The sequence below is a fragment of the Flagellimonas algicida genome (genome assembly GCF_049629585.1).
Classification (GTDB): Bacteria; Bacteroidota; Bacteroidia; order Flavobacteriales; family Flavobacteriaceae; genus Flagellimonas.
Genome location: NZ_JBMYIX010000001.1, coordinates 1,226,679 through 1,249,829, shown reverse-complemented (window position 1 = coordinate 1,249,829; position 23,151 = coordinate 1,226,679). Strand labels below are relative to the sequence as shown.

General features: G+C 44.8%; 17 protein-coding genes. 3 read left to right on the top strand and 14 right to left on the bottom strand.

Features of this window, described 5'->3' with window-relative positions; all coding sequences use genetic code 11:
- Position 1 precedes the first annotated feature (1 nt).
- The 4 genes from ACPD8L_RS05620 to ACPD8L_RS05605 form a co-directional block, all read right to left on the bottom strand.
- Positions 2-358, bottom strand: a complete 357-nt coding sequence (locus tag ACPD8L_RS05620; RefSeq protein ID WP_272609818.1) for a four helix bundle protein — start codon at positions 356-358, stop codon at positions 2-4.
- Positions 359-391: 33 nt separating this feature from the next.
- Entirely contained in the window at positions 392-1,582 is a 1,191-nt protein-coding gene (locus tag ACPD8L_RS05615) for an acetyl-CoA C-acyltransferase (protein WP_423942434.1), read from the bottom strand.
- Between the two features lie 73 nt (positions 1,583-1,655).
- Entirely contained in the window at positions 1,656-4,061 is a 2,406-nt protein-coding gene (locus ACPD8L_RS05610) for a 3-hydroxyacyl-CoA dehydrogenase/enoyl-CoA hydratase family protein (protein ID WP_423942432.1), read from the bottom strand.
- A 15-nt stretch (positions 4,062-4,076) separates the two neighbouring features.
- Complete coding sequence (locus ACPD8L_RS05605) at positions 4,077-4,523, bottom strand: MarR family winged helix-turn-helix transcriptional regulator (RefSeq protein ID WP_116218013.1); 447 nt, start codon at positions 4,521-4,523, stop codon at positions 4,077-4,079.
- A gap of 301 nt (positions 4,524-4,824) precedes the next feature.
- On the opposite strand from ACPD8L_RS05605, the gene ACPD8L_RS05600 reads away from it, so the two are divergent.
- The gene (locus tag ACPD8L_RS05600) at positions 4,825-6,249 is read left to right on the top strand and encodes a BspA family leucine-rich repeat surface protein (RefSeq protein ID WP_423942430.1); all 1,425 of its coding nucleotides are present in this window, start codon (positions 4,825-4,827) and stop codon (positions 6,247-6,249) included.
- 88 nt (positions 6,250-6,337) lie between these two features.
- Here ACPD8L_RS05600 and ACPD8L_RS05595 read toward each other — a convergent pair whose 3' ends face one another.
- The 3 genes from ACPD8L_RS05595 to purL all read right to left on the bottom strand — a co-directional run bounded on the left by ACPD8L_RS05595 (position 6,338) and on the right by purL (position 13,623).
- Complete coding sequence (locus ACPD8L_RS05595; RefSeq protein WP_293301244.1) at positions 6,338-8,107, bottom strand: AMP-dependent synthetase/ligase; 1,770 nt, start codon at positions 8,105-8,107, stop codon at positions 6,338-6,340.
- Positions 8,108-8,278: 171 nt separating this feature from the next.
- Positions 8,279-9,919 (bottom strand): beta-N-acetylhexosaminidase, encoded by a 1,641-nt coding sequence (locus tag ACPD8L_RS05590; RefSeq protein WP_421809659.1) that lies wholly within the window; start codon positions 9,917-9,919, stop codon positions 8,279-8,281.
- A gap of 32 nt (positions 9,920-9,951) precedes the next feature.
- Entirely contained in the window at positions 9,952-13,623 is a 3,672-nt protein-coding gene (purL, locus tag ACPD8L_RS05585) for a phosphoribosylformylglycinamidine synthase (protein ID WP_421809658.1), read from the bottom strand.
- Positions 13,624-14,099: 476 nt separating this feature from the next.
- On the opposite strand from purL, the gene ACPD8L_RS05580 reads away from it, so the two are divergent.
- The gene (locus ACPD8L_RS05580; RefSeq protein WP_423942427.1) at positions 14,100-15,692 is read left to right on the top strand and encodes a zinc-binding metallopeptidase family protein; all 1,593 of its coding nucleotides are present in this window, start codon (positions 14,100-14,102) and stop codon (positions 15,690-15,692) included.
- Between the two features lie 75 nt (positions 15,693-15,767).
- On the opposite strand, the gene ACPD8L_RS05575 is transcribed toward ACPD8L_RS05580, so the two are convergent.
- Positions 15,768-16,982 (bottom strand): RsmB/NOP family class I SAM-dependent RNA methyltransferase, encoded by a 1,215-nt coding sequence (locus tag ACPD8L_RS05575; protein ID WP_293301238.1) that lies wholly within the window; start codon positions 16,980-16,982, stop codon positions 15,768-15,770.
- 59 nt (positions 16,983-17,041) lie between these two features.
- Between ACPD8L_RS05575 and ACPD8L_RS05570 the strand changes: the two genes are divergently transcribed.
- Positions 17,042-18,073, top strand: coding sequence for a WD40/YVTN/BNR-like repeat-containing protein (locus ACPD8L_RS05570; RefSeq protein WP_421809655.1), 1,032 nt, complete (start codon positions 17,042-17,044; stop codon positions 18,071-18,073).
- A gap of 58 nt (positions 18,074-18,131) precedes the next feature.
- Here ACPD8L_RS05570 and ACPD8L_RS05565 read toward each other — a convergent pair whose 3' ends face one another.
- The 6 genes from ACPD8L_RS05565 to ACPD8L_RS05540 form a co-directional block, all read right to left on the bottom strand.
- Positions 18,132-18,482, bottom strand: a complete 351-nt coding sequence (locus tag ACPD8L_RS05565) for a DUF6515 family protein (protein WP_421809654.1) — start codon at positions 18,480-18,482, stop codon at positions 18,132-18,134.
- A 105-nt stretch (positions 18,483-18,587) separates the two neighbouring features.
- Positions 18,588-19,028 carry a hypothetical protein gene (locus tag ACPD8L_RS05560; protein ID WP_421809653.1) on the bottom strand — a complete coding sequence of 147 codons (441 nt, stop codon included), beginning with the start codon at positions 19,026-19,028 and terminating at the stop codon, positions 18,588-18,590.
- Positions 19,021-19,545, bottom strand: coding sequence for a hypothetical protein (locus tag ACPD8L_RS05555; protein ID WP_421809652.1), 525 nt, complete (start codon positions 19,543-19,545; stop codon positions 19,021-19,023). The genes ACPD8L_RS05560 and ACPD8L_RS05555 overlap by 8 nt, the downstream gene beginning before the upstream one ends.
- Before the next feature lie 33 nt (positions 19,546-19,578).
- Positions 19,579-20,121, bottom strand: coding sequence for an RNA polymerase sigma factor (locus ACPD8L_RS05550; RefSeq protein ID WP_421809651.1), 543 nt, complete (start codon positions 20,119-20,121; stop codon positions 19,579-19,581).
- 350 nt (positions 20,122-20,471) lie between these two features.
- Positions 20,472-20,825 (bottom strand): IPT/TIG domain-containing protein, encoded by a 354-nt coding sequence (locus ACPD8L_RS05545; RefSeq protein ID WP_293301228.1) that lies wholly within the window; start codon positions 20,823-20,825, stop codon positions 20,472-20,474.
- 497 nt (positions 20,826-21,322) lie between these two features.
- A complete protein-coding gene (locus ACPD8L_RS05540) occupies positions 21,323-23,149 on the bottom strand; it encodes an ABC transporter ATP-binding protein (protein WP_293301226.1) in 1,827 nt (608 codons plus the stop codon).
- Positions 23,150-23,151: the final 2 nt, after the last annotated feature.

Below are 23,151 nucleotides of genomic sequence, written 5' to 3'. Positions count from 1 at the left end.
CTTATTTCAATCCATCTTGAAAGCTTGATATCATTTTTTGTAGTTGTTGGATTTTATGTTCTAAAAATTCAAATTTCTCTATAGAAATGTACTTTTGGTTCAAGGCAATAATTAATTGGGTTTCCCACTCAAAACTAGAACCAAGGCTTACTTCGATATAATTATTAAAATGCTTATTTGTTGATTTGCTTGTACCTTCGGCAATATTAGATGGAATGGATACTGCACAACGCGTCATTTGGGATACAAGATTGAATTTTTCCATAGCCGGAAATTCTTTTATCATTTGATAAGTTTCATCAACCAAAATCATCCCTTCCTGCCAAATTTTAAGTTTTTTAAAATTATGTCTTCCCATAGTCTTGAATCTTGGTTCTATCCGTCTTGGTTCCTAAGCTAAAAATTCAAATATGCCCGCAGCACCTTGCCCGGTTCCCACGCACATGGTCACCATACCGTACTTGCCTTTCATATTGCGTTTCCGCATTTCATCAAAGAGTTGCACGGATAATTTTGCCCCTGTACAGCCCAATGGATGTCCCAATGCAATGGCACCACCATTCACATTGACAATCTCAGGGTTTAGGTCCAGCTCGCGGATAACGGCCAAGGATTGTGAGGCAAAGGCTTCGTTCAATTCAATTAATTCAATGTCACTTTGCTTCATTCCGGCCTGTTTCAAGGCTTTTGGAATGGCCTTTACCGGTCCAATCCCCATAATCCTCGGCTCAACCCCCGCAGCGGCATAGTTCACCAATCGGGCAATGGGCTCCAGATTCAGTTCTTTCACCATTTCCTCACTCATCACCATGACAAAGGCTGCGCCATCACTCATTTGGGAAGAGTTTCCTGCAGTGACACTTCCGCCTGCCGCAAAAACGGGTCTTAACTTGTTCAGGGTAGGGATATTGGTGCCTTTTCGTGGCCCTTCATCCTTGGTCACAGTGTAGCTGGTAGTTTCCTTTTTGCCTGCTCCATTGATAAAGGTATGTTCCACTTCAATCGGTACAATCTGGTCTTGGAACCGATTTTCTTCTTGGGCTTTTAGGGCCTTCATGTGTGAATTATAGGCAAAGACATCCTGATCTTCGCGGGATACCTTGAACTGTTGGGCCACGGCTTCTGCGGTTAGCCCCATGCCCCAATAATAATCCTCATGTCCTTCTTTGGCTGTGGCATAATCCGGGGTGGGTTTGTAGCCCCCCATTGGAATATAGCTCATGCTCTCGGCGCCTCCTGCAATGATACAATCCGCCATTCCCGATTGGATTTTTGCGGTGGCAATGCCAATGGTTTCAAGCCCAGAGGCACAGTATCTATTGACGGTCACTCCCGGAACATCTTCAATGTCCAATCCCATTAAGGAGATGAGTCGGGCCATATTTAACCCTTGTTCTGCTTCTGGCATGGCGTTGCCCACAATGACATCGTCTATGCGTTTTTTGTCCAACTGTGGCAATTCCTTCATCATGTGTTCGATGGTCTCTGCGGCCAGTTCATCGGGTCTTTTAAAACGGAACAGTCCCCGTGGTGCTTTGCCCACTGCGGTACGATATGCTTTTACGATATATGCTGTTTTCATTTTTTTAGATTTTTAGATTCAAGAACCAAGAGAAAAGACGGCTGTCTTGGTTCCAATGTCTTGATTCTTGTTCCTAATTTCTCAGAGGTTTACCGGTTTTTAACATATGCTGGATGCGTTCCAAGGTCTTCCGTTCCGTACATAGTGAAAGGAAGGCTTCGCGTTCCAAATCCAAAAGGTACTGCTCGGTGACGTAGCTGGCTTCGGAAAGATCTCCACCTGCCATGACGTAGGCCAGTTTATCGGCTATTTTCTTGTCGTGTTCCGAAATGTAATGTCCGGCTTCCATGGAGTCTGTGCCCACCAAGAACATACCCAATGCTTGTTTTCCAAGCACTTTTACGTCTTTGCGTTTAACGGGTTTGGTATAGCCTGCCTCAGCCATTAATTTGGCGTAGGCCTTGGCCGTGGCAATTTGTCGGTCTTTGTTCACGACCACTACATCCTTTCCTTTTTGTAGAATGCCCAAATCGTAGGCTTCATAAGCCGAAGTGGACACTTTGGCCATTCCTATGGTCAGGAAGTATTCCTGTAGCACATTCAACTCCACATCATTTTTCCTAAAAGTATCCGAAGCACGGAGTGCCATTTCTTTGGAACCGCCCCCACCGGGGATGACCCCAACGCCAAATTCCACTAAACCAATATAGGTCTCTGCGGCGGCCACTACTTTATCGGCATGCATGGATAACTCACATCCGCCTCCCAAACACATGCCATGTGGCGCTGAGACGGTGGGAATGGAGGAATATCGCATCCGCATCATGGTATCCTGAAAGTATTTTATGGCCATGTTAAGCTCATCATACTCTTGTTCCACAGCCATCATGAAAATCATACCGATGTTGGCCCCAACGGAGAAGTTGGCGGCTTGGTTACCCACGACCAATCCTTGAAAGTCTTTTTCGGCCAAGTCCACGGCCTTGTTCAGTCCTGCGAGGACATCACCGCCAATGGTGTTCATTTTGGATTGGAACTCACAGTTGAGAATACCATCACCCAAATCCTCAATGACCACACCACTGTTCTTGAACACTTCGTTGGACTTTCGGATGTTGTCCAAAATGATGAAGGCATCCTGACCTGGGACCTTTTCCATGGTCTTTTTGGGAATGTCGTAGAAATAGGTGGCCCCATCTTTTACGGTATAGAACGAATCGATGCCTGCCGCTTTCATTTCAGTAACCCAAGGGGCGGCTTCCAGACCTTCGGCCTTGATGAATTCCAGACCTTTGTCCAATCCCACGGCATCCCAAATCTGGAATGGTCCGTGTTCCCAGCCAAATCCAGCCTTCATGGCATCATCAATTTTATAGAGTTCGTCCGAAATCTCAGGAATGCGATGGGTCACATAGGCAAATAGGGCCCCGAAGCTTTTTCGGTAGAATTCCCCTGCCTTGTCCTTACCATCGACCAATACTGGAAAACGCTCAATGACCTTGTCAATGGTCTTAGTGAGTTCCAAAGTGGCGAATTTTGCACTTTTTTTGGAACGGTAGTCCATGGTATCCAAATCCAATGTGAGGATTTCGCTCTTACCATTGTCACCTTTTACCTTTTTATAGAACCCCTGCCCAGATTTGCTCCCCAACCATTTATTTTCCATCATGGTGTTGATGAAATCTGGAAGTTTAAAGAGTTCATGACGTTCATCTTCCTTGCAATTCTCATAGATACCGTTGGCCACATGCACCAAGGTGTCCAGTCCTACCACATCCACGGTGCGGAAAGTGGCGGATTTGGGCCTACCAATGACCGGTCCGGTGAGCTTATCGACTTCTTCGACGGTCATGCCCAATTCCTTCACGGCATGAAAAAGGCTCTGGATGCTGAAAATCCCAATCCGGTTCCCGATAAAGGCGGGTGTGTCCTTGGCCACTACGGAAGTCTTGCCCAAGTATTGTTCTCCATAGCCGTTCAGGAAATCCAAAACTTCTTGGGAAGTCTTAGGTCCGGGAATGATTTCGAAGAGCTTTAAATATCTGGCCGGGTTGAAGAAGTGGGTGCCACAGAAATGTTTTTGAAAATCCTCACTGCGTCCCTCACTCATAAATTTGATGGGAATACCAGAGGTATTTGAAGTAATCAAAGTGCCGGCAGTACGGTGCTTGTCCAGGTTTTCGAATACCTGCTTCTTAATGTCCAGCCGTTCCACGACCACCTCGATGATCCAATCCACTTGGGCCACCTTGGCGATATCATCTTCCAAATTTCCCGTGGTGATCCTATCGGCAAATTTCTGGTGATAGATAGGAGAGGGTTTGGACTTCAATGCGGCGGCAAGGGAGTCATTGACCAAACGGTTTCTTACGACCTTGTCCTCCAAGGTCAAGCCTTTCGCCTTTTCTTTTTCATTGGGTTCCCGGGGAACAATGTCCAGCAAGAGAACTTCGACCCCTATATTGGCAAAATGGCAGGCAATGCCACTACCCATGATACCGGAACCGATGACGGCAATTGTATTGATATGCCTTTTCATTTATGAATGCTTGTTTTAATTAGTTGTTTTTATGTACACTTTTTTATCGGAAATAAGTTTGTTTATGATTTCAACGGTGTTAAAAAAACCGACCAAATCCTCTTCGGCGATGTGTTCCTTGACCACATCATTGAACCGGAGTACCACTCCCTTGGATTCTTCTCGTTTCTCCAAGCCCAAGGCGGTTAAATGTATCAGCACCCCTCTACCATCGTTAGGGTTGGGTTTACGCTGAATATACCCTCTTTCCTCAATATTTTTTAAAATTCTGGATAAGCTTGTGGCCTCCATGCCCATTTTAGGTCCCAGGGCAGTACTTGGTGTTCCTTTTTTGGGGTCAATGCTCAAAAGGGTAAAACCAATGGCCATGGTGATGCCATAGTTCTTGGCCTCTTCATTGTACATTCTACTGACCGCCTGCCATGTAGCCCGCAATGCATAATCAATGGTCAAATCCTTCATAGCCTAGTTTGGTTTCCTCAAATATAAACAAATTTATTATGCATGCATAATAAATTTAAGTTAACTCAAAAAGGAATAATATTCTGGATAAAGGATTTTTCGACAATACGCCAAATGGCAAGAGGTACAGTAAGATACACAAAAAGTTTGAGTTTTCCCTATCAAAGAATTGGTCATTGTTAATTGAACATTGCTTATTGAAACCCCATCCGTCAACCCAAACGGGCCATCCGTCAATTCAGCCCACAAAAAACCCCTTGGATTGCCCAAATTGCTGTTTTAATCCAAAAACCCAAAAATCATGAAATTAAAAAGATTGCTTTACACGGCTTTTTTTGTTCTGATGGTGGTTTCCTGTGGAAAGGATGACGCGATATCATCAGAAGAAACAAACCGTCCACCAAGTATCAAAGGATCCCAAACCTTTGATGCCAATGAAGATATAGACCATACTACCATCATTGGTACCGTTGAGGCCACTGATGATGATGGGGATGACCTGAGCTTTTCCGTTGCCACCAACAGCGATGGCCTATTCAAGATTACAATGGACGGCAAGTTGAGCCTGATCAGCGGAAAGAGCTTGGACTATGAAACCAAACCTTTACATACCTTGGTCATCAAGGTAGATGATGGAACGGACAGCACCCAAGAAGAGGTGTACGTGTCTGTGAACCTGGCTGCAACGAACCAGTCCCCACAATTGGAGGGCCAAAGTTTTGAAGTGGCGGAGAACATAGGTGATATGGATGTGATTGGCACTGTGGTGGCTATGGACGACGACGACTTGACCTTTGAGATTAAACAGAATGATGGGTATTCCATAAACGAGCCGTTATTTGCCATTTCAGCGGATGGCCAATTGACATTGATAGAGGGAGTCTCCTTGGATTATGAAACCGCCCATGAATTTGGTATTATTGTAACGGCAAGTGACGGGGAAAACATTGTGGAGGCATGGATGTATATTACCGTAATCGATGTGCCCGAGGCCCACCCCGATGACAAGAATGCTTTTGTGACCACTTGGGAGACCACAACCGATAATGAGAATATTCAAATTGGTTTGGAATCACTGTTCGATTATGACTTTACGATAAACTGGGGAGATGGCTCAATCAATAGTATCACAACAAGTAATCCAACTGGAATATTTCACCCTTATGAAACGGCAGGAACATATACCGTGGCCATAGTAGGTGATTTCCCTGCCATAAAAATGAATGCGGTAGGGCAAACAATCGAACAATTAAAAAGTATAGACCAATGGGGCAATATCCAATGGAAATCTATGGTAGGAGCTTTTTATCTATGTTTAGATATGCAGTATAATGCCACGGATGCTCCAGACTTGTCCCAAGTCACCTCAATGAATTCCATGTTCTATGGGGCTACCGCTTTTAATGGTGAGATTGGGGATTGGGATGTCTCCAACGTTACGAATATGGGAACGATGTTTGATCATGCAAATAGTTTCAACCAAGACTTGGGCAATTGGAATATAGCAAATGTTACTCAAATGCACGACATGCTAAATTTCTCTGGACTCGACCAAAGCAATTATAGCAATACTCTTATAGGCTGGTCTGGTCAACAGAATATCCCGTCTGATATTATTTTGGGGGCAGATGGACTTGTATACTGTGGACAAGAAGCCATAGATGCAAGAAATGAACTCATAAATACCTATGGATGGCAGATTTCGGGCGATAGCGAGTGTCAATAACTTTACAAACAGCTGATAAGAGAAAAAATGAATTATTAAAAAGGGGAAACCAATTTGGTTTCCCCTTTTATTTTTAGGAGTCAACCCATCAATGCCCATAAATATCATTGTAGAGGTCTAGATACTTTTCCTTTACGATTTTTCTGCGCAGTTTCATGGTAGGGGTCAGGTGGCCACTGTCCACACTCCAAACATCCGGGGTCAAACGGAACTGCTTTACCTTTTCCCACTTGGCAAAATCCTCGTTGGCCAGATCCACTTCTTCTTGGAAACGGGCAATGACCTTGTCGTTGAGGACAATATCCGAGTTTTCCCCTACTGTTACCTTATGACGTTTGGCCCACTCGTGCAGGAATTCAAAATTAGGTTGTATCAAGGCCGCGGGCATTTTTTCGCCTTCGCCCACCACCATGATCTGTTCTATAAAGCGGGATTGTTTAAATCGGTTTTCCAATAACTGTGGCGCCACGTACTTTCCGCCAGAGGTCTTGAAAATTTCCTTTTTACGGTCCGTGATGCGCAAAAAGCCATCGGCATCCACTTCGCCAATGTCCCCGGTATGGAAATAACCATCGGTGAGTACTTCGGCGGTTTTTTCAGGGTCTTTGTAGTAGCCCATCATTACATTGGGTCCTTTGCAGAGGATTTCGCCATCCTGGGCGATTTTCACTTCAACCCCATCAATGATACGGCCAACCGTACCTATTTTCCAGCCTTTGTTCCGTTGGTCATTCACGGCAATTACAGGAGAGGTCTCGGTGAGGCCGTAACCTTCCATGACCGGCATGCCTGCTGCGGCAAATACACGGGCCAACCGGGGTTGCAAAGCGGCACTCCCAGATACCATGACCGTAAGGTTTCCACCCAGCCCTTCTTGCCATTTGCTAAAGATGAGCTTTCTGGCGAGGCCCAGTTGTTTTTCGTACCACCAACCGTTTTTGCCGTAGGGTTCATATTTCAGGCCCAGATCCACGGCCCAGAAGAACAATTTCTTTTTCACCCCAGTAAGTAAGGTTCCTTTGGCAATGATGGCATCATAGACCTTTTCCAACAATCGGGGAACCACTGTCATTACGTTGGGCTTTACCTCTTTGACGTTATCGCTGATTTTGTCCAACCCTTCGGCAAAATGGATTTCAATACCACAATATTGGTAGAGGTAGAGGATCATTCGTTCAAAAATGTGACAGACGGGCAAAAAACTTAGGGCACTACCACCAGTTTCAAAAGGTACTCTTGTCTCACTGGAAATTACGTTGGACACAATATTGTCATGGGATAACATGACCCCTTTGGGTCTTCCCGTGGTACCCGACGTATAGATCAAAGTGGCCAAATCTTCTGGCTTCACCTGGTCTTTCAGTTTTTCCACCTCATCTTGGTTGGAATCGTCCGCTCCTTTTTCCAAGACTTCCCCCCAATTTTTACAGTTGTCCAGTTGGTCAAAGGAATATACATCCTTCAACTTTTTCAATTTATCGCTGATGGACAGTATTTTTTGGAGTACCTCATCACAGGAAACAAAACAATACTTAGCTTCGGAATGGTTCAGTACATATTCGTAATCCTCTTCGGAAATGGTTGGGTAAATGGGAACGGTCTGCGCCCCGATCTGGAGCACTCCAATGTCCATAATGTTCCATTCCGTTCGGTTGGTCATAGAAATTATGGCAATCTTGTCGTTGGGCTGTACACCCAAACGTAACAGGCCCCTGCTAATGGCATTGGCCTTGTTTATATATTCTTGGGTCGAGGTTGCTACCCATTTGCCATTGTATTTGGTGACCAATGACTTTTCCAGCGGAAGTTTGTTCAACTGGTAATAGGGGAAATCAAACAATCGGGTAACGTTTTGCATACTAAGTTTCTATTAGGTAATTGCAAAATAGGGAAAGGAAGCGGGATTTTAAAATGAAAAATTCAACCATACCCTATTCATTTTGATGAATACTTAAACAGGGATATCAAAAAAGCCTTCAAAAAGAAGGCTCTTACACGTTTGTATTCAATCTTGATTGAATGAAGAATGCTACTCTTCCAAGATTTTGGCATAGTTGATACCAAGGATATCCCACTCCTGCTGCTTTACCTGCAAGGCTTTTAAAAAATTGTTGAAGTCTTTGTTTTCCGTATTTGTCCAACCTACCTCGGCATAAGCTGCAATTCTAGGGAATGTTTGCCGTTCCACATCTTTGTTGGTCGGAGTCCATTCGCACCACATCTGACAGCCAAGTCCATAGATGTTTTTATGGTATTGTGGCTCCAGTCCTTTGGGAATGGGATCAAAACCATAGGCTTTCTCCAACGGGATGCTTTTGTAATCATAATCAAGGTAGGTATTGCTGTGAAGTGAATTGACAATGCCATAACCTTCTTGGGCCGCACTGGTGGCCAGTTCCAAATCCCCTTTCCAAAAATGGACCACTATGTTCTTGGCCAGTTCGGTCTCTGCATCTTTGTCATCTTTCTTTTCCTCAAAATCATCATGGATATTTTTGCCCATGATTTCGTTCCAACCCATCATACGTCTATTATGTTGCTCAATGAATCTGGAAATTTTATTGGTGAACCCTATCTGAAGGTCCGCAACGGTGGTTATTCCATTTGCCTCCATGTAGTCTTGTACATGTTTGCTTTTGTTCCAGACTTCGTAACCTACTTCATCGCCACCAATATGGATTACTTCTGAAGGAAAGAGTTCAAAAAGTTCCAACAGTACATCCTTGACAAACTGTTCCACCTTGGGATTGGTCACATCATAGTTGTCATAATGGCGACCAAACTTTACAGGGACATCAATATCCTCACCAGCAGTCCCAAGCCAAGTATATGAGGCAATTGCAGCACTGCTATGGCCGGGAATCTCAAATTCCGGTACAATGGTAATATGTCTTTCGGCAGCGTAGGCCACCAATTCCATGATCTGTTCTTGGGTGTAAAAACCGCCGTGCGCTTCGCCCGACAATTTACCGCTGCCCCAGGTTTCGATTTCAGAATCACTTCTAAAGGCTCCTACTTCAGTAAGTTTGGGGTATTTTTTTATTTCGACCCGCCATCCGGCATCATCTGTCAGGTGCCAATGAAAAACATTCATTTTTAGCGATGCCATCTGGTCCAATATTTTTTTGACAAAATCAGTCCCATGAAAATAGCGTGCCTCATCCAACATATAGGCCCGCCATCCAAATCGGGGCGAATCTTTTATCGTAATCGAAGGAATGAGCCGGAGTGATTCTTGGGCATCTTTTACAACCAGTTGCTTTAAGGTTTCACTTCCGTAGAAAAATCCGGCCGAAGTGTTTGCAGAAATAGTGATTCCTTTTGGTGACACTTCCAATGTATAGGCTTCCTTCCCTAAATTTGGATCTAGATCAAAAACAATATTTCCATTACCGGAATCGGACACGTATATTTTTGTTGACGTCAAAGAGGAAAGGTCATCACTTAGTTTATGGGCAACTTTTTGTGCCTTATCATTTAAAAAAGCAATGGTCATCCCATCCTCCAATGCAAAGGAGTTTTCGGATAATTGCACTTCATTGGGTTGGGGCAACAAATTGATTTCATCTGCCGTGAAACTTCTATGTTCACGCACACATGCTGTGGTCAAAGTCAAGAGGGTCGCACAGGCTAAAAAGACTGTTTTTACAGAATAAGGTTGGTTATTCACATTTTGGTTTTAAAAGTTATGGTCTAAGGGGGCTATTTTACATTCATTATCCATTCCCTTGCATTTACAAAAGCTTGGAGCCAAGGCGATACCACATCATTCCTATCCTTTGGATAGTGGGCCCAGTTCCATGGAAAGGTAGACCGTTCAATATGCGGCATGGTCACCAAATGCCTTCCGGTTTTGTCACAGAGCATAGCGGTGTTGTAATCGCTTCCGTTGGGATTGGCGGGATAACCTTCGTAGCCGTATTTGGCCACGATGCCATAGTCGCTTTCATCATGGGGAAGACTGAATTTCCCCTCGCCATGTGAAATCCATACCCCCAATGTGGTTCCGGCCAAGTTGGACAGCATTACCGAGTTGTTCTCTTGGATTTTTACCGATGTGAAATTGCTCTCGTGTTTCCCAGACTCATTATAGGTCATTTTGCCATGGGTTTCGTGTTCGGGATTGATGAGGTCCAATTCCATGAACAACTGGCAACCGTTGCAGATACCAACCGAAAGCGTATCGGGGCGGGCAAAGAAATCATTGATCACTTTGTTGGCCTTTTCGTTGTATTTGATTGCGCCGGCCCATCCCTTGGCACTGCCCAGAACATCGGAGTTGGAAAAACCGCCCACGGCACCCAAAAACTGAATGTCCTCCAAGGTCTCCCTACCCGAGATGAGGTCGGTCATGTGCACATCCTTTACATCAAACCCGGCCAAGTACATGGCATTGGCCATTTCGCGTTCGGAGTTGCTTCCTTTTTCACGAAGAATGGCTGCTTTGGGTCGGCTGTTATCTCTCGACTGCGCTCGAGATGACAGTTTCCCATCAAAACTTTCAGGAAAAATGTATTGTAAAGGCTGGTTTTTGTAATTCTCGTATCGATTTTTGGCCAAGCCTTTGGCCGTTTGCCTGTTGTCCAATAAATAGGAAGTCTTGAACCAGGTATCGCGAAGCGAAGCAATGTTCAATCCAATTTCCACCCCATTGTTTTTGATTTTCAAGGTGCTTTCTGAAGTGGGGGTTCCAATTTTTGCAAAATCGATGCCTGCTTCTTGGAGTGTACGTTCCACGGAGTTGTCCTTGGCTTGGAACACTACGCCGGCATTTTCACTGAACAAAAGCTTGATGATATCCGTTTCCCCAAGGCTAGATAGGTCCAATTCCGCTCCAAGGTCATTATCGGCAAAGCAGAGCTCCAAAAGGGTGGTGATCAAACCACCTGAAGCCACATCATGCCCGGCCAAAATCTGATCTTTTTTGATGAGTTCCTGTAAAGTATTGAAAACAGTCTTTACATAGTCAGCATCCAAAACCGATGGGGTTTCATCACCAATGCCATTCAAGATTTGGGCAAAGGAAGAACCTCCCAGTTTATGCCCATCCTTGGAAATATTGATGTAATAGAGGTCCCCACCATCTTTTTGTAGGACAGGCTCCACTACTTTGGTAATGTCGTTACAATTGGCCGCTGCGGAAACAATCACGGTTCCGGGGGACAAAACCTCACTATCCTTATATTTTTGCTTCATGGAGAGGGAATCCTTCCCAGTGGGAACATTGATGCCCAACGCAATACTAAAATCGGAGAGGGACTCAACGGCCTCGTACAAACGGGTATCTTCACCTTCATTTCGGCAAGGCCACATCCAGTTGGCGGAGAGTGATACTGATTTCAAGCCATCTTTCAAAGGAGCCCATACGATATTGGTCAAGGCCTCGGCCACACTATTTCTGCTACCGGCCTTGGCATCTATCAATGCAGAAATGGGGGAGTGCCCAATACTGGTGGCAATACCTTCCTTGGTCTTGAAATCCAAGGACATTACCCCACAGTTGTTCAAGGGTAGTTGAAGAGGGCCGGCACATTGTTGTTTGGCCACATGGCCACCCACACAACGATCCACCTTATTGGTGAGCCAATCCTTGCAGGCCACGGCTTCCAGTTGCAGTACCTGCTCCAAATAGTCGTGGAAATGCTCCAAGGAATAGGATAGGGCAGGGTAGATTTGTTGAGAGGTGGTGTCCTCCATAATGGTCTTGGGAGAGCTTCCGAACATATCCGAAAGTTCCAAATCCATTGGTTTTTCACCTGTTTTTTCTGATTCAAAAGTAAACCGGTGGTTGCCAGTGACCTCGCCCACATTGTACATAGGGGCACGTTCACGGGCGGCTACGCGGTCCAATAAGTCTAAATCCTTTTCTCCGATGACGAGTCCCATGCGTTCTTGGGATTCGTTGCCGATAAGTTCTTTTTTGGATAGGGTAGGGTCTCCAACAGGGAGTTTATCCGTGTTGATGGTACCACCCGTATCTTCCACAAGTTCCGACAAACAGTTGAGGTGTCCACCGGCTCCGTGGTCATGGATGGAGACAATGGGGTTATCATGGCTTTCCAAAAGTCCGCGAACTGCATTGGAAGCCCTTTTTTGCATTTCAGGGTTGGAACGCTGCACGGCATTCAACTCAATGGCAGAACTGAATTCCCCTGTATCGGCGCTTGAAACTGCTGCACCGCCCATTCCAATACGATAATTGTCACCACCTAGAACGACTATTCTGTCTCCTTTCTTGGGGGTATCCTTCAAGGCTTGGTCCTTTTTTCCATAGCCAATACCGCCGGCCATCATGATTACCTTGTCAAACCCAAGCTTACGGGCTTCTTCCTGATGCTCAAAGGTGAGTACGGAGCCAGCAATGAGGGGTTGACCAAACTTGTTGCCAAAATCGGAAGCCCCATTGGAGGCTTTGATCAAAATGTCCATGGGGGTCTGATATAGCCAATCGCGCTTAGCCATACCCTTTTCCCAAGGACGATTTTCTTCCAAACGGGAGTAGGAGGTCATATATACCGCGGTTCCTGCCAAAGGCAAAGATCCTTTTCCTCCAGCCAAGCGGTCCCGGATTTCCCCTCCTGAACCTGTGGCAGCACCATTGAAAGGTTCAACGGTGGTCGGGAAGTTGTGGGTTTCTGCTTTTAGGGATAGGACGGAATCAAATTCTTTTTCTTCGTAGTAATCGGGCTTGTCCGCACTTTTTGGCGCAAATTGAATGGCTTTTGGCCCCTCAATGAACGCTACATTATCCTTATAGGCCGAAACAATATCATTCGGATTGGCTTCTGAGGTTTTTTTAATGAGCTTGAACAATGAGGAAGGCATTTCCTTGCCATCAATGACAAAGGTACCGTTGAATATTTTATGTCTACAGTGTTCCGAATTCACCTGACTGAAACCAAAAACCTCGGAGTCGGTCAATTTTCGACCCAATTTTTTGGAAAGGTCTTCCAAGTAGGTCACTTCCTCATCACTCAGGGCCAAACCTTCTTTTTGGTTGTAAGCCGCGATGTCGTCAATTTCCAAAATGGGTTCCGGAACAACGGCAATGGTGTATATGTCTTGGTCCAACCCTTTGTATTTTTGAAACAGCATAGGGTCGTAATCGGTATGGTCTTCCACAACGGCGTGGAACTCTTCAATCCGCAGGATGCCAACAATGCCCATATTCTGGGTGATTTCCGTGGCATTGGTACTCCAAGGGGTCACCATGGCGGCACGAGGCCCAACAAAAAAGGCGTCCAGTGACGCCGCTTCAATCTTGGGTTGGTTGCCAAACAACCATGTTAGTTTACTGTTGTCTTCCTGAGTAATTTCTTGAGTGGTCTGGACGGCAAAAACCTTGTTAGCCTTGTCCCCAAAAAAATGAATCATACAATGTATGGATTGAACGGTTTGAGAAAGTGCAAATTTACGGTTTTCAGTTTTATTTTTAAACCTCTTCGTTTCGAGTTTTAAACCAAGGATGTTAATTAATTCATGGTGTTTTAAAGGAAAAAATGCCCAACCATCAATTCAAAAGGGGTATTGGTGAATTGGGTTCCCCTTATGATGGATATTTTGGATAGATTTCATGTGTTATGGAAATCGAACAAAACAAGTATTGGGCAAAAAAGAATGTAAAATACTTGGTTGTTGGATTAATGATTGTAGTCTTTGTTTTTTTGATCATTGAATTGGAGGAAAGGGAACAGCTTAATTTTATTAAACATGTTCTGAAAAACTTCATTAGGAGTATAGCAAGGATTCGATAGGTATTGTCAAAAAACAGCATCGCCTCGGAAGTGTCAAAATGCAAACCGATTTATTTGTATTTTAGGAAGATACTTGCTAATTCAAAATCCAACCGTATGAAAATGTTCAAGACCCTATCGTCCGGGTTCCTTCTTCTTTGCTGTATTGCTACGGCAACTGCGCAAAAACAATATTCCAAACGACACATTGAAAAATTAAAGTCCGAAGCTGCCCAAATCGTGGAGGACCATGCCAAACAGTCCCAAGTGATGGTGGACAAAATCTTCAGTTTTGCCGAGCTGGGTTTTCAGGAAGAGGAAAGCTCCAAATATCTGACCGGGATTCTTGAGAACAATGGATTTACCATTGAACATTCCATTTCTGGGATTCCCACAGCTTGGTTTGCCACTTGGAGCAACGGGGATGGTCCCGTAATTGCCTTGGGGAGTGATGTGGATTGCATTCCCAAAGCCTCCCAATATCCTGGGGTGGCCTATCACAAGCCTATTGTTGACGGGGCTCCCGGTCATGGAGAGGGCCATAATTCCGGTATTCCGTTGAACATCACCTCCGCTTTGGCGGTAAAACAGATCATGGAACGCGAAAATATTGGGGGCACTTTGATTCTATGGCCTGGTATTGCCGAAGAATTGGTGGCCGCCAAGGCATGGTACGTTCGGGATGGTCTTTTTGACAATATCGACATGTGCATCTTTACCCATGTGGGCAACAATTTTGGGGTCTCATGGGGCCCAACCCGCGGAACGGGCCTGATTTCGGTGGAATACCTTTTTGAGGGAGAGGCGGCTCATTCGGCCGGTGCCCCATGGCGGGGCAAAAGTGCCTTGGATGCTGCGGAGCTCATGAATATAGGCTGGAACTACAAACGGGAGCATCTACACCCGTTGAAACGGTCCCATTCCATCTTTACCGATGCAGGAGATCAGCCCAATGTGGTACCCTCCAAGGCGGCCATTTGGTTTTATTTCAGGGATATCAAGTATGAAGGTATCATGGAGATGTATGCCGAAGCCAACGATATTGCCAAAGGTGCTGCATTGATGACAGGAACCAAAATGACCTCCAGGGTTTTGGGTACGGCATGGCCCAGACATTACAATAAAGTGATTGCGGAGACCATGTATGAAAACATCAAACAAGTAGGGTTGCCTACTTGGTCTGCGGCCGACCAAGCCCTGGCCAAAGCTGTCCAGATGGAAGTGGGCTCGGAGAAAACCGAAGGGCTTCCTACCGAATTGGCCGAACTGGGGCTTCCTGTATTGGAGCCTGTTAGCGGTGGTTCGGATGATATTGGTGATATCTCTTGGAAGGTGCCCACGGTTACCATGCGTTTTCCTTCCAATATCCCGGGATTGCAGGGGCATCATTGGAGCAACGCCATAGCTATGGCCACTCCCATTGCCCACAAGGGGGTTACGGCCGGGGCCAAGGCCGAAGCGATGACCTTATTGGACTTTTTCTTAAATCCTGAGTTGCTCAAAGGAGCATGGGATTACTTCAACAATGAACAGAGCAAAGAGACCAAATACCAACCCATGATCGCTGCGGATGATATGCCGCCTACGTATTTGAACAAGGATAAGCAGGACACCTATCGCTCGGAATTGCAGAAGTACTACTTCGACGAGACCAAATACGATACCTATTTGGAACAATTGGGCGTGGAATACCCTACGGTAAAAAAATAAAAGTTGTTGAAATGTTATATCGAGTGTGGCCGAAAACCGTTAGGCACATCTCGACTGCGCTCGATGTGACAGTATTTAGGCTTTCCTTTTGAGTAAGGCCATATAAAATCCGTCAAAACCACTTTCAGAGGCATACACGTTTTTCTCCCTGATGAACTCAAAATCCTTTCCATTTTCAGATTCGAGGAATTTTTTGACTTGCTCCGAGTTTTCTTGGGGAAGGATGGAACAGGTAGCATAGACCATTTGTCCACCTTTTTTGAGCATCTTGCTGTAGTTCTGTAGGATATCTTGTTGAACCCCAATGATACGGTCAATGAACTCAGGCTCCAGCTTCCATTTGGAGTCAGGATTTCTTTTGATGACCCCTAGACCGGAACAAGGCGCATCCAACAACAAACGGTCGGCGCTGTTGTACAGTTTTTTGATCACCTTGGTGGAATCTATGGCCCGGGTCTCCATATTGTGCACCCCATTTCGACGGGCCCTGACCTTCAACTTTTTGAGTTTACTCTCATAAATATCCAGCGCAATAAGCTGCCCCTTATTTTCCATATGGGAGGCCAAGTGGAGGGTTTTACCACCCGCTCCGGCACAGGCGTCCACCACACGTTGTCCAGGTTCAACCTCTAAAAAAGGGGCTACCAACTGCGATGAAGCATCCTGCACTTCAAAAAGTCCATCTTTGAAAGCGGAAGTGACAAATACGTTTTTCCGTTCCTTGAGCAGCAGAGCGTCTGGATAACCATCCAAGATTTGAGTTTCAATATCTTCCTTGGCCAAAAACGACCGGAGTTGATTCTTTTGAATCTTTAAAGTATTGGTACGGAGAATCACATCTGCCTGTTGGTTGAGTGCGGCGATTTCCTTGGTCCAAAGTTTGTTGCCCAAGGATTTTTCACCCAATTCATCCATCCAATCGGGAATGGATTCCCTAAACTTTCTAATTTTTGAAAGCTCATCAAACCGTCCTTTTATGCGACGCTCTGGAGTGCCTTCCAACTGTTTCCAGTCCGGGATGCGAATCCCTTTCAACACACACCAAACAGCGAATAGTCGAAATAAATGGGGACGGGTGAACGGTTCGTGGGCTTCGGCAATTTCAGCATACAACCGCTTCCATCGAACAATGTCATAGGTGGTTTCTGCAATAAAACCGCGGTCCCGTGCGCCCCAACGCTTGTCGTAACGCAATACTTTTTCAATGACCTTATCGGCATATTCCCCCTCATTGAAAATGAGGTTCAGGGCATCTATAACGGCAAAAACAAGATTTCGATGTAAGCGCATGGTATAAAATAAGTTGCAAAGGTATCATTTCTACTTACTTTTATAGCAAAATATCCACTATGCGATTTTCTGTTGGTATGCTATTGGCCATAATCTTGGTTTCTTGTATTGATGAAAAACAATCCCAGCCATTTAAAACGGTATCCGTGACCCCGGTTTATGAAGATTCGGTGAGCATCAGGGCCATTACTTTTTTGGACAACAATACCTTGGCCTTTGCGGGAAGTAGAGGTACCTATGGAACGGTGGATGTGAGGACCCAAAAAGTACGGACCAATATCCAGAAGTACGATTCCATTGTTCCCGAGTTTAGGGCCGTTGGAAATACGTCCACAGATTTTTTCATGCTTTCCGTGGCGAATCCGGCTTTGTTGTACAAAACGGGTGATCGGGGAAAAATGGAAGTGGTATATAAAGAAGAGGGCGAAGGCGTATTTTATGATGCCATGGCCTTTTGGAATGACGAGGAAGGTATTGCCGTTGGGGACACTGTGAATGGTTGTCTGTCCATTATCCTTACCACGAATGGGGGACAGACCTGGTCCAAGATATCCTGTGAAAATCTTCCAGAAGGAGTTGAGGGCGAAGGAGCCTTTGCGGCAAGCAACAGCAATATTGCCATTGCAGGCAATCACGTGTGGATTGGTACCACGGAGGGGAGAATCTATCATTCTTCTGATAAGGGAGCCACCTGGAGCGTACAGCAGAGTCCCATCATTCATGAAGAACCTACACAAGGCATCTATTCCATGGCCTTTTATAATGAAAGTATAGGTTTTGCCGTTGGTGGGGATTATACCCAACCGGATGCCAATACCGCCAACAAGATCATCACCCAAGATGGTGGTAAAACTTGGAATTTAATTGCCGATGGTCAAGACCCTGGCTATAAAAGTTGTGTGCAGTTTGTTCCCAATTCCGAAGGAAAAGGATTGGTGGCCGTAGGCTTTACAGGGATTTCCTATTCGGCCAACGGAGGTGAAAGCTGGAAATCCATGAGTGAGGAGTCTTTTTATACCTTACGCTTTTTGAATGATACGGTCGCTTTTGCCGCTGGAAAAAACAGGATTGCGAAATTGGTCTTCCAATAAAAAAAGAGCGACGAGATATCGCCGCTCCTTTGTTCAACAACTAACCAAATCAAAAAAACTATACGGTAACGACCCTGTAATATCGTCCTGTTCTTTTATACCAAACCCCTCTGTATTGGTATAATCTTCTGCCGTTAACATAGACCACCTTGGACCCTCTGGGCAAAACGGATACTTTAACCCCGCTGGGTGCGGCGCAGACCACATAGCTTCTGCCTCGGGCTCTGTACCAAATGCCATCGGCATAATAAAAGTTCTTGTTCTTATGTACCACCACATGGGGGCGGTTTATGGTGGTCACTACGGTTCCATAAGCTGGATATGTTCTTATTACAGTTCTCTGCGCATTGGCCACCGTCATACTTCCTATAAGGGCGACTATGATCAAAATTGTTTTTAAACTTTTCATGACTAATGGATTTTAAGGGTTTATATGGGTAAGACTTGGGTTGTTGAAAAAGGTTTAATCAAAAAAAGAGCCTTAAGGCTCTTTTATTTTTTGAAGTGATGGGAGTTATTCCCCTCCATTATGTTTCCGGTATTGCTGCAACAAACGCTTTTTAAAATCCTCTTCGGCCTTGATGAGCAGCAATGTTTTTTTGGCCGAGATGACCGTCCTGATTTTTGTGATGAAATCCTGTTCGGCATTGTGCTTTTCTTTCTGAAGGGCCATAAGATTGTTCAAAAGGGTGGAAGATTCACTGTCCGTTAAGTCTTGGGCCAGGGATATTCGGGAGCGAAGCTCCCTGCGTTCCTTTCTTCTAATGTTCTCCAGAGTTTCCTCATGGGCGTTGTAGATGGGCCAAAATTGTTGTGCTTCCTGACTGGTGAGCCCAACCCTTTCCGTGATAAAGGCCACTTTTAGGGTCTTTATACGGTCCCTGACCGGACCTTGGGCGTGCAAGTAAGCGGTTCCCATCAACAGAGCGAACAGTATGAGTATTCTTTTATTCATAATCGCTGTAATCTAAGTTTAGTTCGTCAATATCGTCTACGGTTTCATCCAAATATTGCAAAATATTTTCGGCATCCAGATCCTGTTCCAAAACATCGTTCAATTCCACATTGTCCAACGAGACCAGTTCGGCAAGTTCATAGGTATTGATATCCAGCTCATTACTTTCAAAATACTCATCTATCTCGGCATTGGCCAAGTCATCAAATGCAACGGTTGGAGTGGATTTCCAGTTGATGCCGAAGACCAAAACAAAGACTGCGGCCACGGCAGCGGCACCATAGTAAAACGTTCTATAGGATTTTAACTGGATGACCTTACCATTTTCCTTGACTGTTTTGGACATGATTTTTGGGGTTACCCCATCCCAATAGCCTTCGGGAATGGCAAAACCATCCGATTTTGGGATAACGGAATCCGTTTGGGCCTCTTTTTCCATCCGGGCCATAAGCCGATCATGGAAGCTGTCAAAGTAGCCTTCCGGGGTATTGAAACTATTTTTTTTATCCTTTTTCATGTCCTTAATTTGACTCCAAAACAAGCCAAAGGTTTAATTTTCCTTAAGATACGATTCAATTTTCTTTACGGCCAAATGATAGGAGGCCTTTAGTGCGCCGACCGAGGTTTCCAAGGCCTCGGAAATGTCCCCATATTTCATTTCCTGAAAGTATTTCATGGTGAAGACCAGCTTTTGTTTGTCCGGCAGGGTGGCCAGGGCCCTTTGCAATTTCAATTGGATCTCGTCCCCTTCAAAATATACATCGGATTGCAGGTTCTCCACCATGCGGTTTTTGAGTTCCTCATCACTGATTCCGGCTTTCTTGGATTTCTGCTTTAAAAAGGTCAGCGATTCATTGGTGGCGATACGGTACAGCCAAGAATACAGCTTGCTTTCGCCTTTAAAGCCGTCAATGTTACGATATACTTTAATAAAGGTATTTTGCAGCACGTCATCGGCATCGTCATGGTCCAGGACAATTCTTCGGATGTGCCAATATAGGCGTTCTTTGTAAGTGTTCACCAACACCTCAAAGGCCTTTGCTTGGCTTTCCTTTTGTTTGAGTTCTTTGATTAGGGCTTCTTCGACAATCAATTGTCCGTACAATTTGGTGCTTTGACTAAGATAGGGGTAAAAGGTTTAATGCAATTGGCAATTTTCAATGGACAATTAACAATGAGTAATGTGAGACCGTTATTTCGAACGAACGTGAGAAATCTGTTTTGGTGCATAGGGTTCAGTTGTCAGAAATCAGACCTCAGAAATCGGAAACCAAAATTTGGGCAAAGATGGTTTGAGCTTGAACTTGATATTTGAACTTTTAGGGGTTTGACACGAATTACACCAATTTGCACGAATATTTTAATAAAAAGAAAACCCCCGCTTAAGCGGGGGGTACTTCCATCAAATAAATCAAAATATGGGAATGGTACTTTCTTGTGATGTTATTTGAGTACCGAAAAAGTTCCGGTACTGGTAACGCTCTTGCCTTCTACAATAATGTTGATTTTGGAAGTTTTCGCTCCTTCGGGAACCAAAACTTGTATTGAAGAAGCTGTGGTATTGTCCACAGTGGCTAGAACTGTTCCGAATTTTACAACGGTATTGACCGAATTTGGACTAAAGTTTTCCCCAATAATGGTAACCATTGTGCCCTCTGCACCTAATGAAGGGCTAAAGCCTGTAATGGAAGGGGAGTTTTCCAAGGAATCATTTGAGGTGTTGTCTTCTTTACTGCAGGAAAAAACTGCTAAACTTAGGAACATGATAAATGATGTTCGTTGAATAATTTTCTTCATAATTTAAAATTTTCGGCAAGAAAGAGAAGAAATCAGAAGAAAGAGGAGGACAATTGACGGATGCCCCGTTTGAGTTGACGGATGAGTGCCAATAAGCAATTTTCAATGGACAATTAATAATGAAAAATAAACAATTGTCATTTCGAGCCTTGTCCAGAACGAAGTCGGAGGAGGTGTGGGAAATCTGTTTTGCCAATCAGAAATCAGAAATCGGACCCCGGAGTTTAGGTAGCGTTGAACTTGATTTTGAAATTTGAGCTTTCAAAAGGTCTGACACGAATGGCACCAATTTGCACGAATGTACCGGATGTCATTTCGAGCCCTGTCCTGAGCGAAGTCGAAGGAGCTGTGGGAAATCTATTCAAATATTAAATATTCAGACCTTAGTAATCGGAAACCAAAATTTGGGCAAAGATGGTTTGAGCTTGAACTTGATATTTGAACTTTTAGAGGTTTGACACGAATTGCCCTAATTTTCTCTAATGTGCGTCTTCTTTTTAGGAGGAGAACGATTGCATCTCTACGAGCTTTTTATAGCCTTTTTCGGACTTCATAAGCTCTTCATGGGTACCCTGTTCCACAATTTCACCTTTGTTCAACACCACAATGGAGTCCGCATTTTGGATGGTGGACAGGCGGTGTGCAATGACAATGGAGGTGCGGTTTTTCATCATTTTCTCCAGTGCATCCTGTACCAAGCGTTCACTTTCGGTATCCAAGGCCGAAGTAGCCTCATCCAAGATCATGATCGGTGGGTTTTTGAGTACGGCCCTGGCAATGGAGAGCCGCTGTTTTTGTCCGCCACTTAATTTATTGCCACTGTCTCCAATGTTGGTGTCGTACCCATGCGGAAGTTCCATGATAAATTCATGGGCGTTGGCCACTTTGGCTGCGGCAACAATCTCTTCGGTGGTGGCATTTTCCTTGCCCATGGCAATGTTGTTCTTCACCGTGTCATTGAACAAAATGGAATCCTGGGTCACCAGTCCCATAAGCCCGCGAAGGGACTTTTTGGAGATTTGTTTGATGTTGGTCCCGTCAATGAGGATTTCCCCTTTATTGACATCGTAGAAACGGGTGACCAGATTGGCCACGGTACTCTTCCCGCTTCCGGATTGACCCACCAAGGCTACGGTATGGCCCTTATCAACTTTTAGGTTGAAGTTTTTCAGCACATAATCGTCCTCATATTTGAAAGATACATTTTGAAGCTCAATACCTTGGTTGAAATCGGTTTTTTCCAATGCATTTTCGGCATCTTTAATGGGATTTTCCGATTCCAGGATTTCCAAGACCCGTTCCGCAGCGGCGTTTCCTTTTTTAACCCCGTAAGAGGCCTTGCTTATGGCCTTGGCCGGAGTAAGAATATTAAAGGCCAGACCCATGTAGGAAATAAAGGAGGCTGCGTCCAACGAGCCTTCCAATAATACCATCCGGCCTCCAAACCACAACAGCACCCCAAAGACCAATATCCCCAAGAACTCTCCCGTTGGCGATGCCAAGTTCTGTCGGTTCAACAAGGAGTTGGAGAACTTGAAAAAACGAATGGTGGAATTTTGGAAGGTCTTAAAGAATTTGGATTCAGCATTGAAAGCTTTGATGACCCGCAGTCCGCTCAAGGTCTCTTCCACGATGGAAAGGAACTCGCCCTGTTCTTTTTGGACCCGGTCCGATTTGCGTTTGAGGGATTTACCAATTCGGGAGATGATCATTCCGGCAATGGGAATAAAAATGAACACAAAAATGGTAAGCTTCACACTGATCAGGAACATTACAATGATCGTGAACAATATGGTTAGGGGTTCCCGTACGATCAATTCCAAAATGGAGAGGAAGGAATGCTGTATTTCCAGTACATCGGAAGTGATCCGTGCAATGACGTCCCCTTTTTTCTTTTCCGAAAAATAGGAAATGGGGAGGTCCACAATCTTTTCGTACATCTTGTTCCGGATGTCCTTGAGTACCCCATTCCGTAAAAACGTGATAAAGTACATGGCCAAATAGTTGAAGATGTTTTTGAACAGGAACAGGAACAAAATCAGCCCCACCGCCAAAATAAGCCCTTTCATGGGGTCATTTCCCGAATACTGGGTGACTTGGTAGTTCATGTAGTCCATGAAGTAATCCTTCAATCCACCGATGCCTTCCAATTTTGGAGGAGTGTGCACTTGCTGGGTCTTATCAAACAAAACATTGAGCATTGGGATAAGGGCAGCATAGGACAACGCACTGAAAAGCGCATAGAGGATATTGAAGAAAATGTTCAAAAAACCGTATTTACGGTAAGGTCCCGCAAAACGGAGAATCTTTCTAAAGTAGTTCATTC

Excerpts from the sequence above, each read along its gene's own strand:
- ACPD8L_RS05620 (WP_272609818.1), bottom strand. The coding sequence starts at position 358 with ATGGGAAGACATAATTTTAAAAAACTTAAAATTTGGCAGGAAGGGATG.
- ACPD8L_RS05615 (WP_423942434.1), bottom strand. The coding sequence starts at position 1,582 with ATGAAAACAGCATATATCGTAAAAGCATATCGTACCGCAGTGGGCAAA.
- ACPD8L_RS05610 (WP_423942432.1), bottom strand. The coding sequence starts at position 4,061 with ATGAAAAGGCATATCAATACAATTGCCGTCATCGGTTCCGGTATCATG.
- ACPD8L_RS05605 (WP_116218013.1), bottom strand. The coding sequence starts at position 4,523 with ATGAAGGATTTGACCATTGATTATGCATTGCGGGCTACATGGCAGGCG.
- ACPD8L_RS05600 (WP_423942430.1), top strand. The coding sequence starts at position 4,825 with ATGAAATTAAAAAGATTGCTTTACACGGCTTTTTTTGTTCTGATGGTG.
- ACPD8L_RS05595 (WP_293301244.1), bottom strand. The coding sequence starts at position 8,107 with ATGCAAAACGTTACCCGATTGTTTGATTTCCCCTATTACCAGTTGAAC.
- purL (WP_421809658.1), bottom strand. The coding sequence starts at position 13,623 with ATGATTCATTTTTTTGGGGACAAGGCTAACAAGGTTTTTGCCGTCCAG.
- ACPD8L_RS05580 (WP_423942427.1), top strand. The coding sequence starts at position 14,100 with ATGAAAATGTTCAAGACCCTATCGTCCGGGTTCCTTCTTCTTTGCTGT.
- ACPD8L_RS05575 (WP_293301238.1), bottom strand. The coding sequence starts at position 16,982 with ATGCGCTTACATCGAAATCTTGTTTTTGCCGTTATAGATGCCCTGAAC.
- ACPD8L_RS05570 (WP_421809655.1), top strand. The coding sequence starts at position 17,042 with ATGCGATTTTCTGTTGGTATGCTATTGGCCATAATCTTGGTTTCTTGT.
- ACPD8L_RS05565 (WP_421809654.1), bottom strand. The coding sequence starts at position 18,482 with ATGAAAAGTTTAAAAACAATTTTGATCATAGTCGCCCTTATAGGAAGT.
- ACPD8L_RS05560 (WP_421809653.1), bottom strand. The coding sequence starts at position 19,028 with ATGAATAAAAGAATACTCATACTGTTCGCTCTGTTGATGGGAACCGCT.
- ACPD8L_RS05555 (WP_421809652.1), bottom strand. The coding sequence starts at position 19,545 with ATGAAAAAGGATAAAAAAAATAGTTTCAATACCCCGGAAGGCTACTTT.
- ACPD8L_RS05545 (WP_293301228.1), bottom strand. The coding sequence starts at position 20,825 with ATGAAGAAAATTATTCAACGAACATCATTTATCATGTTCCTAAGTTTA.
- ACPD8L_RS05540 (WP_293301226.1), bottom strand. The coding sequence starts at position 23,149 with ATGAACTACTTTAGAAAGATTCTCCGTTTTGCGGGACCTTACCGTAAA.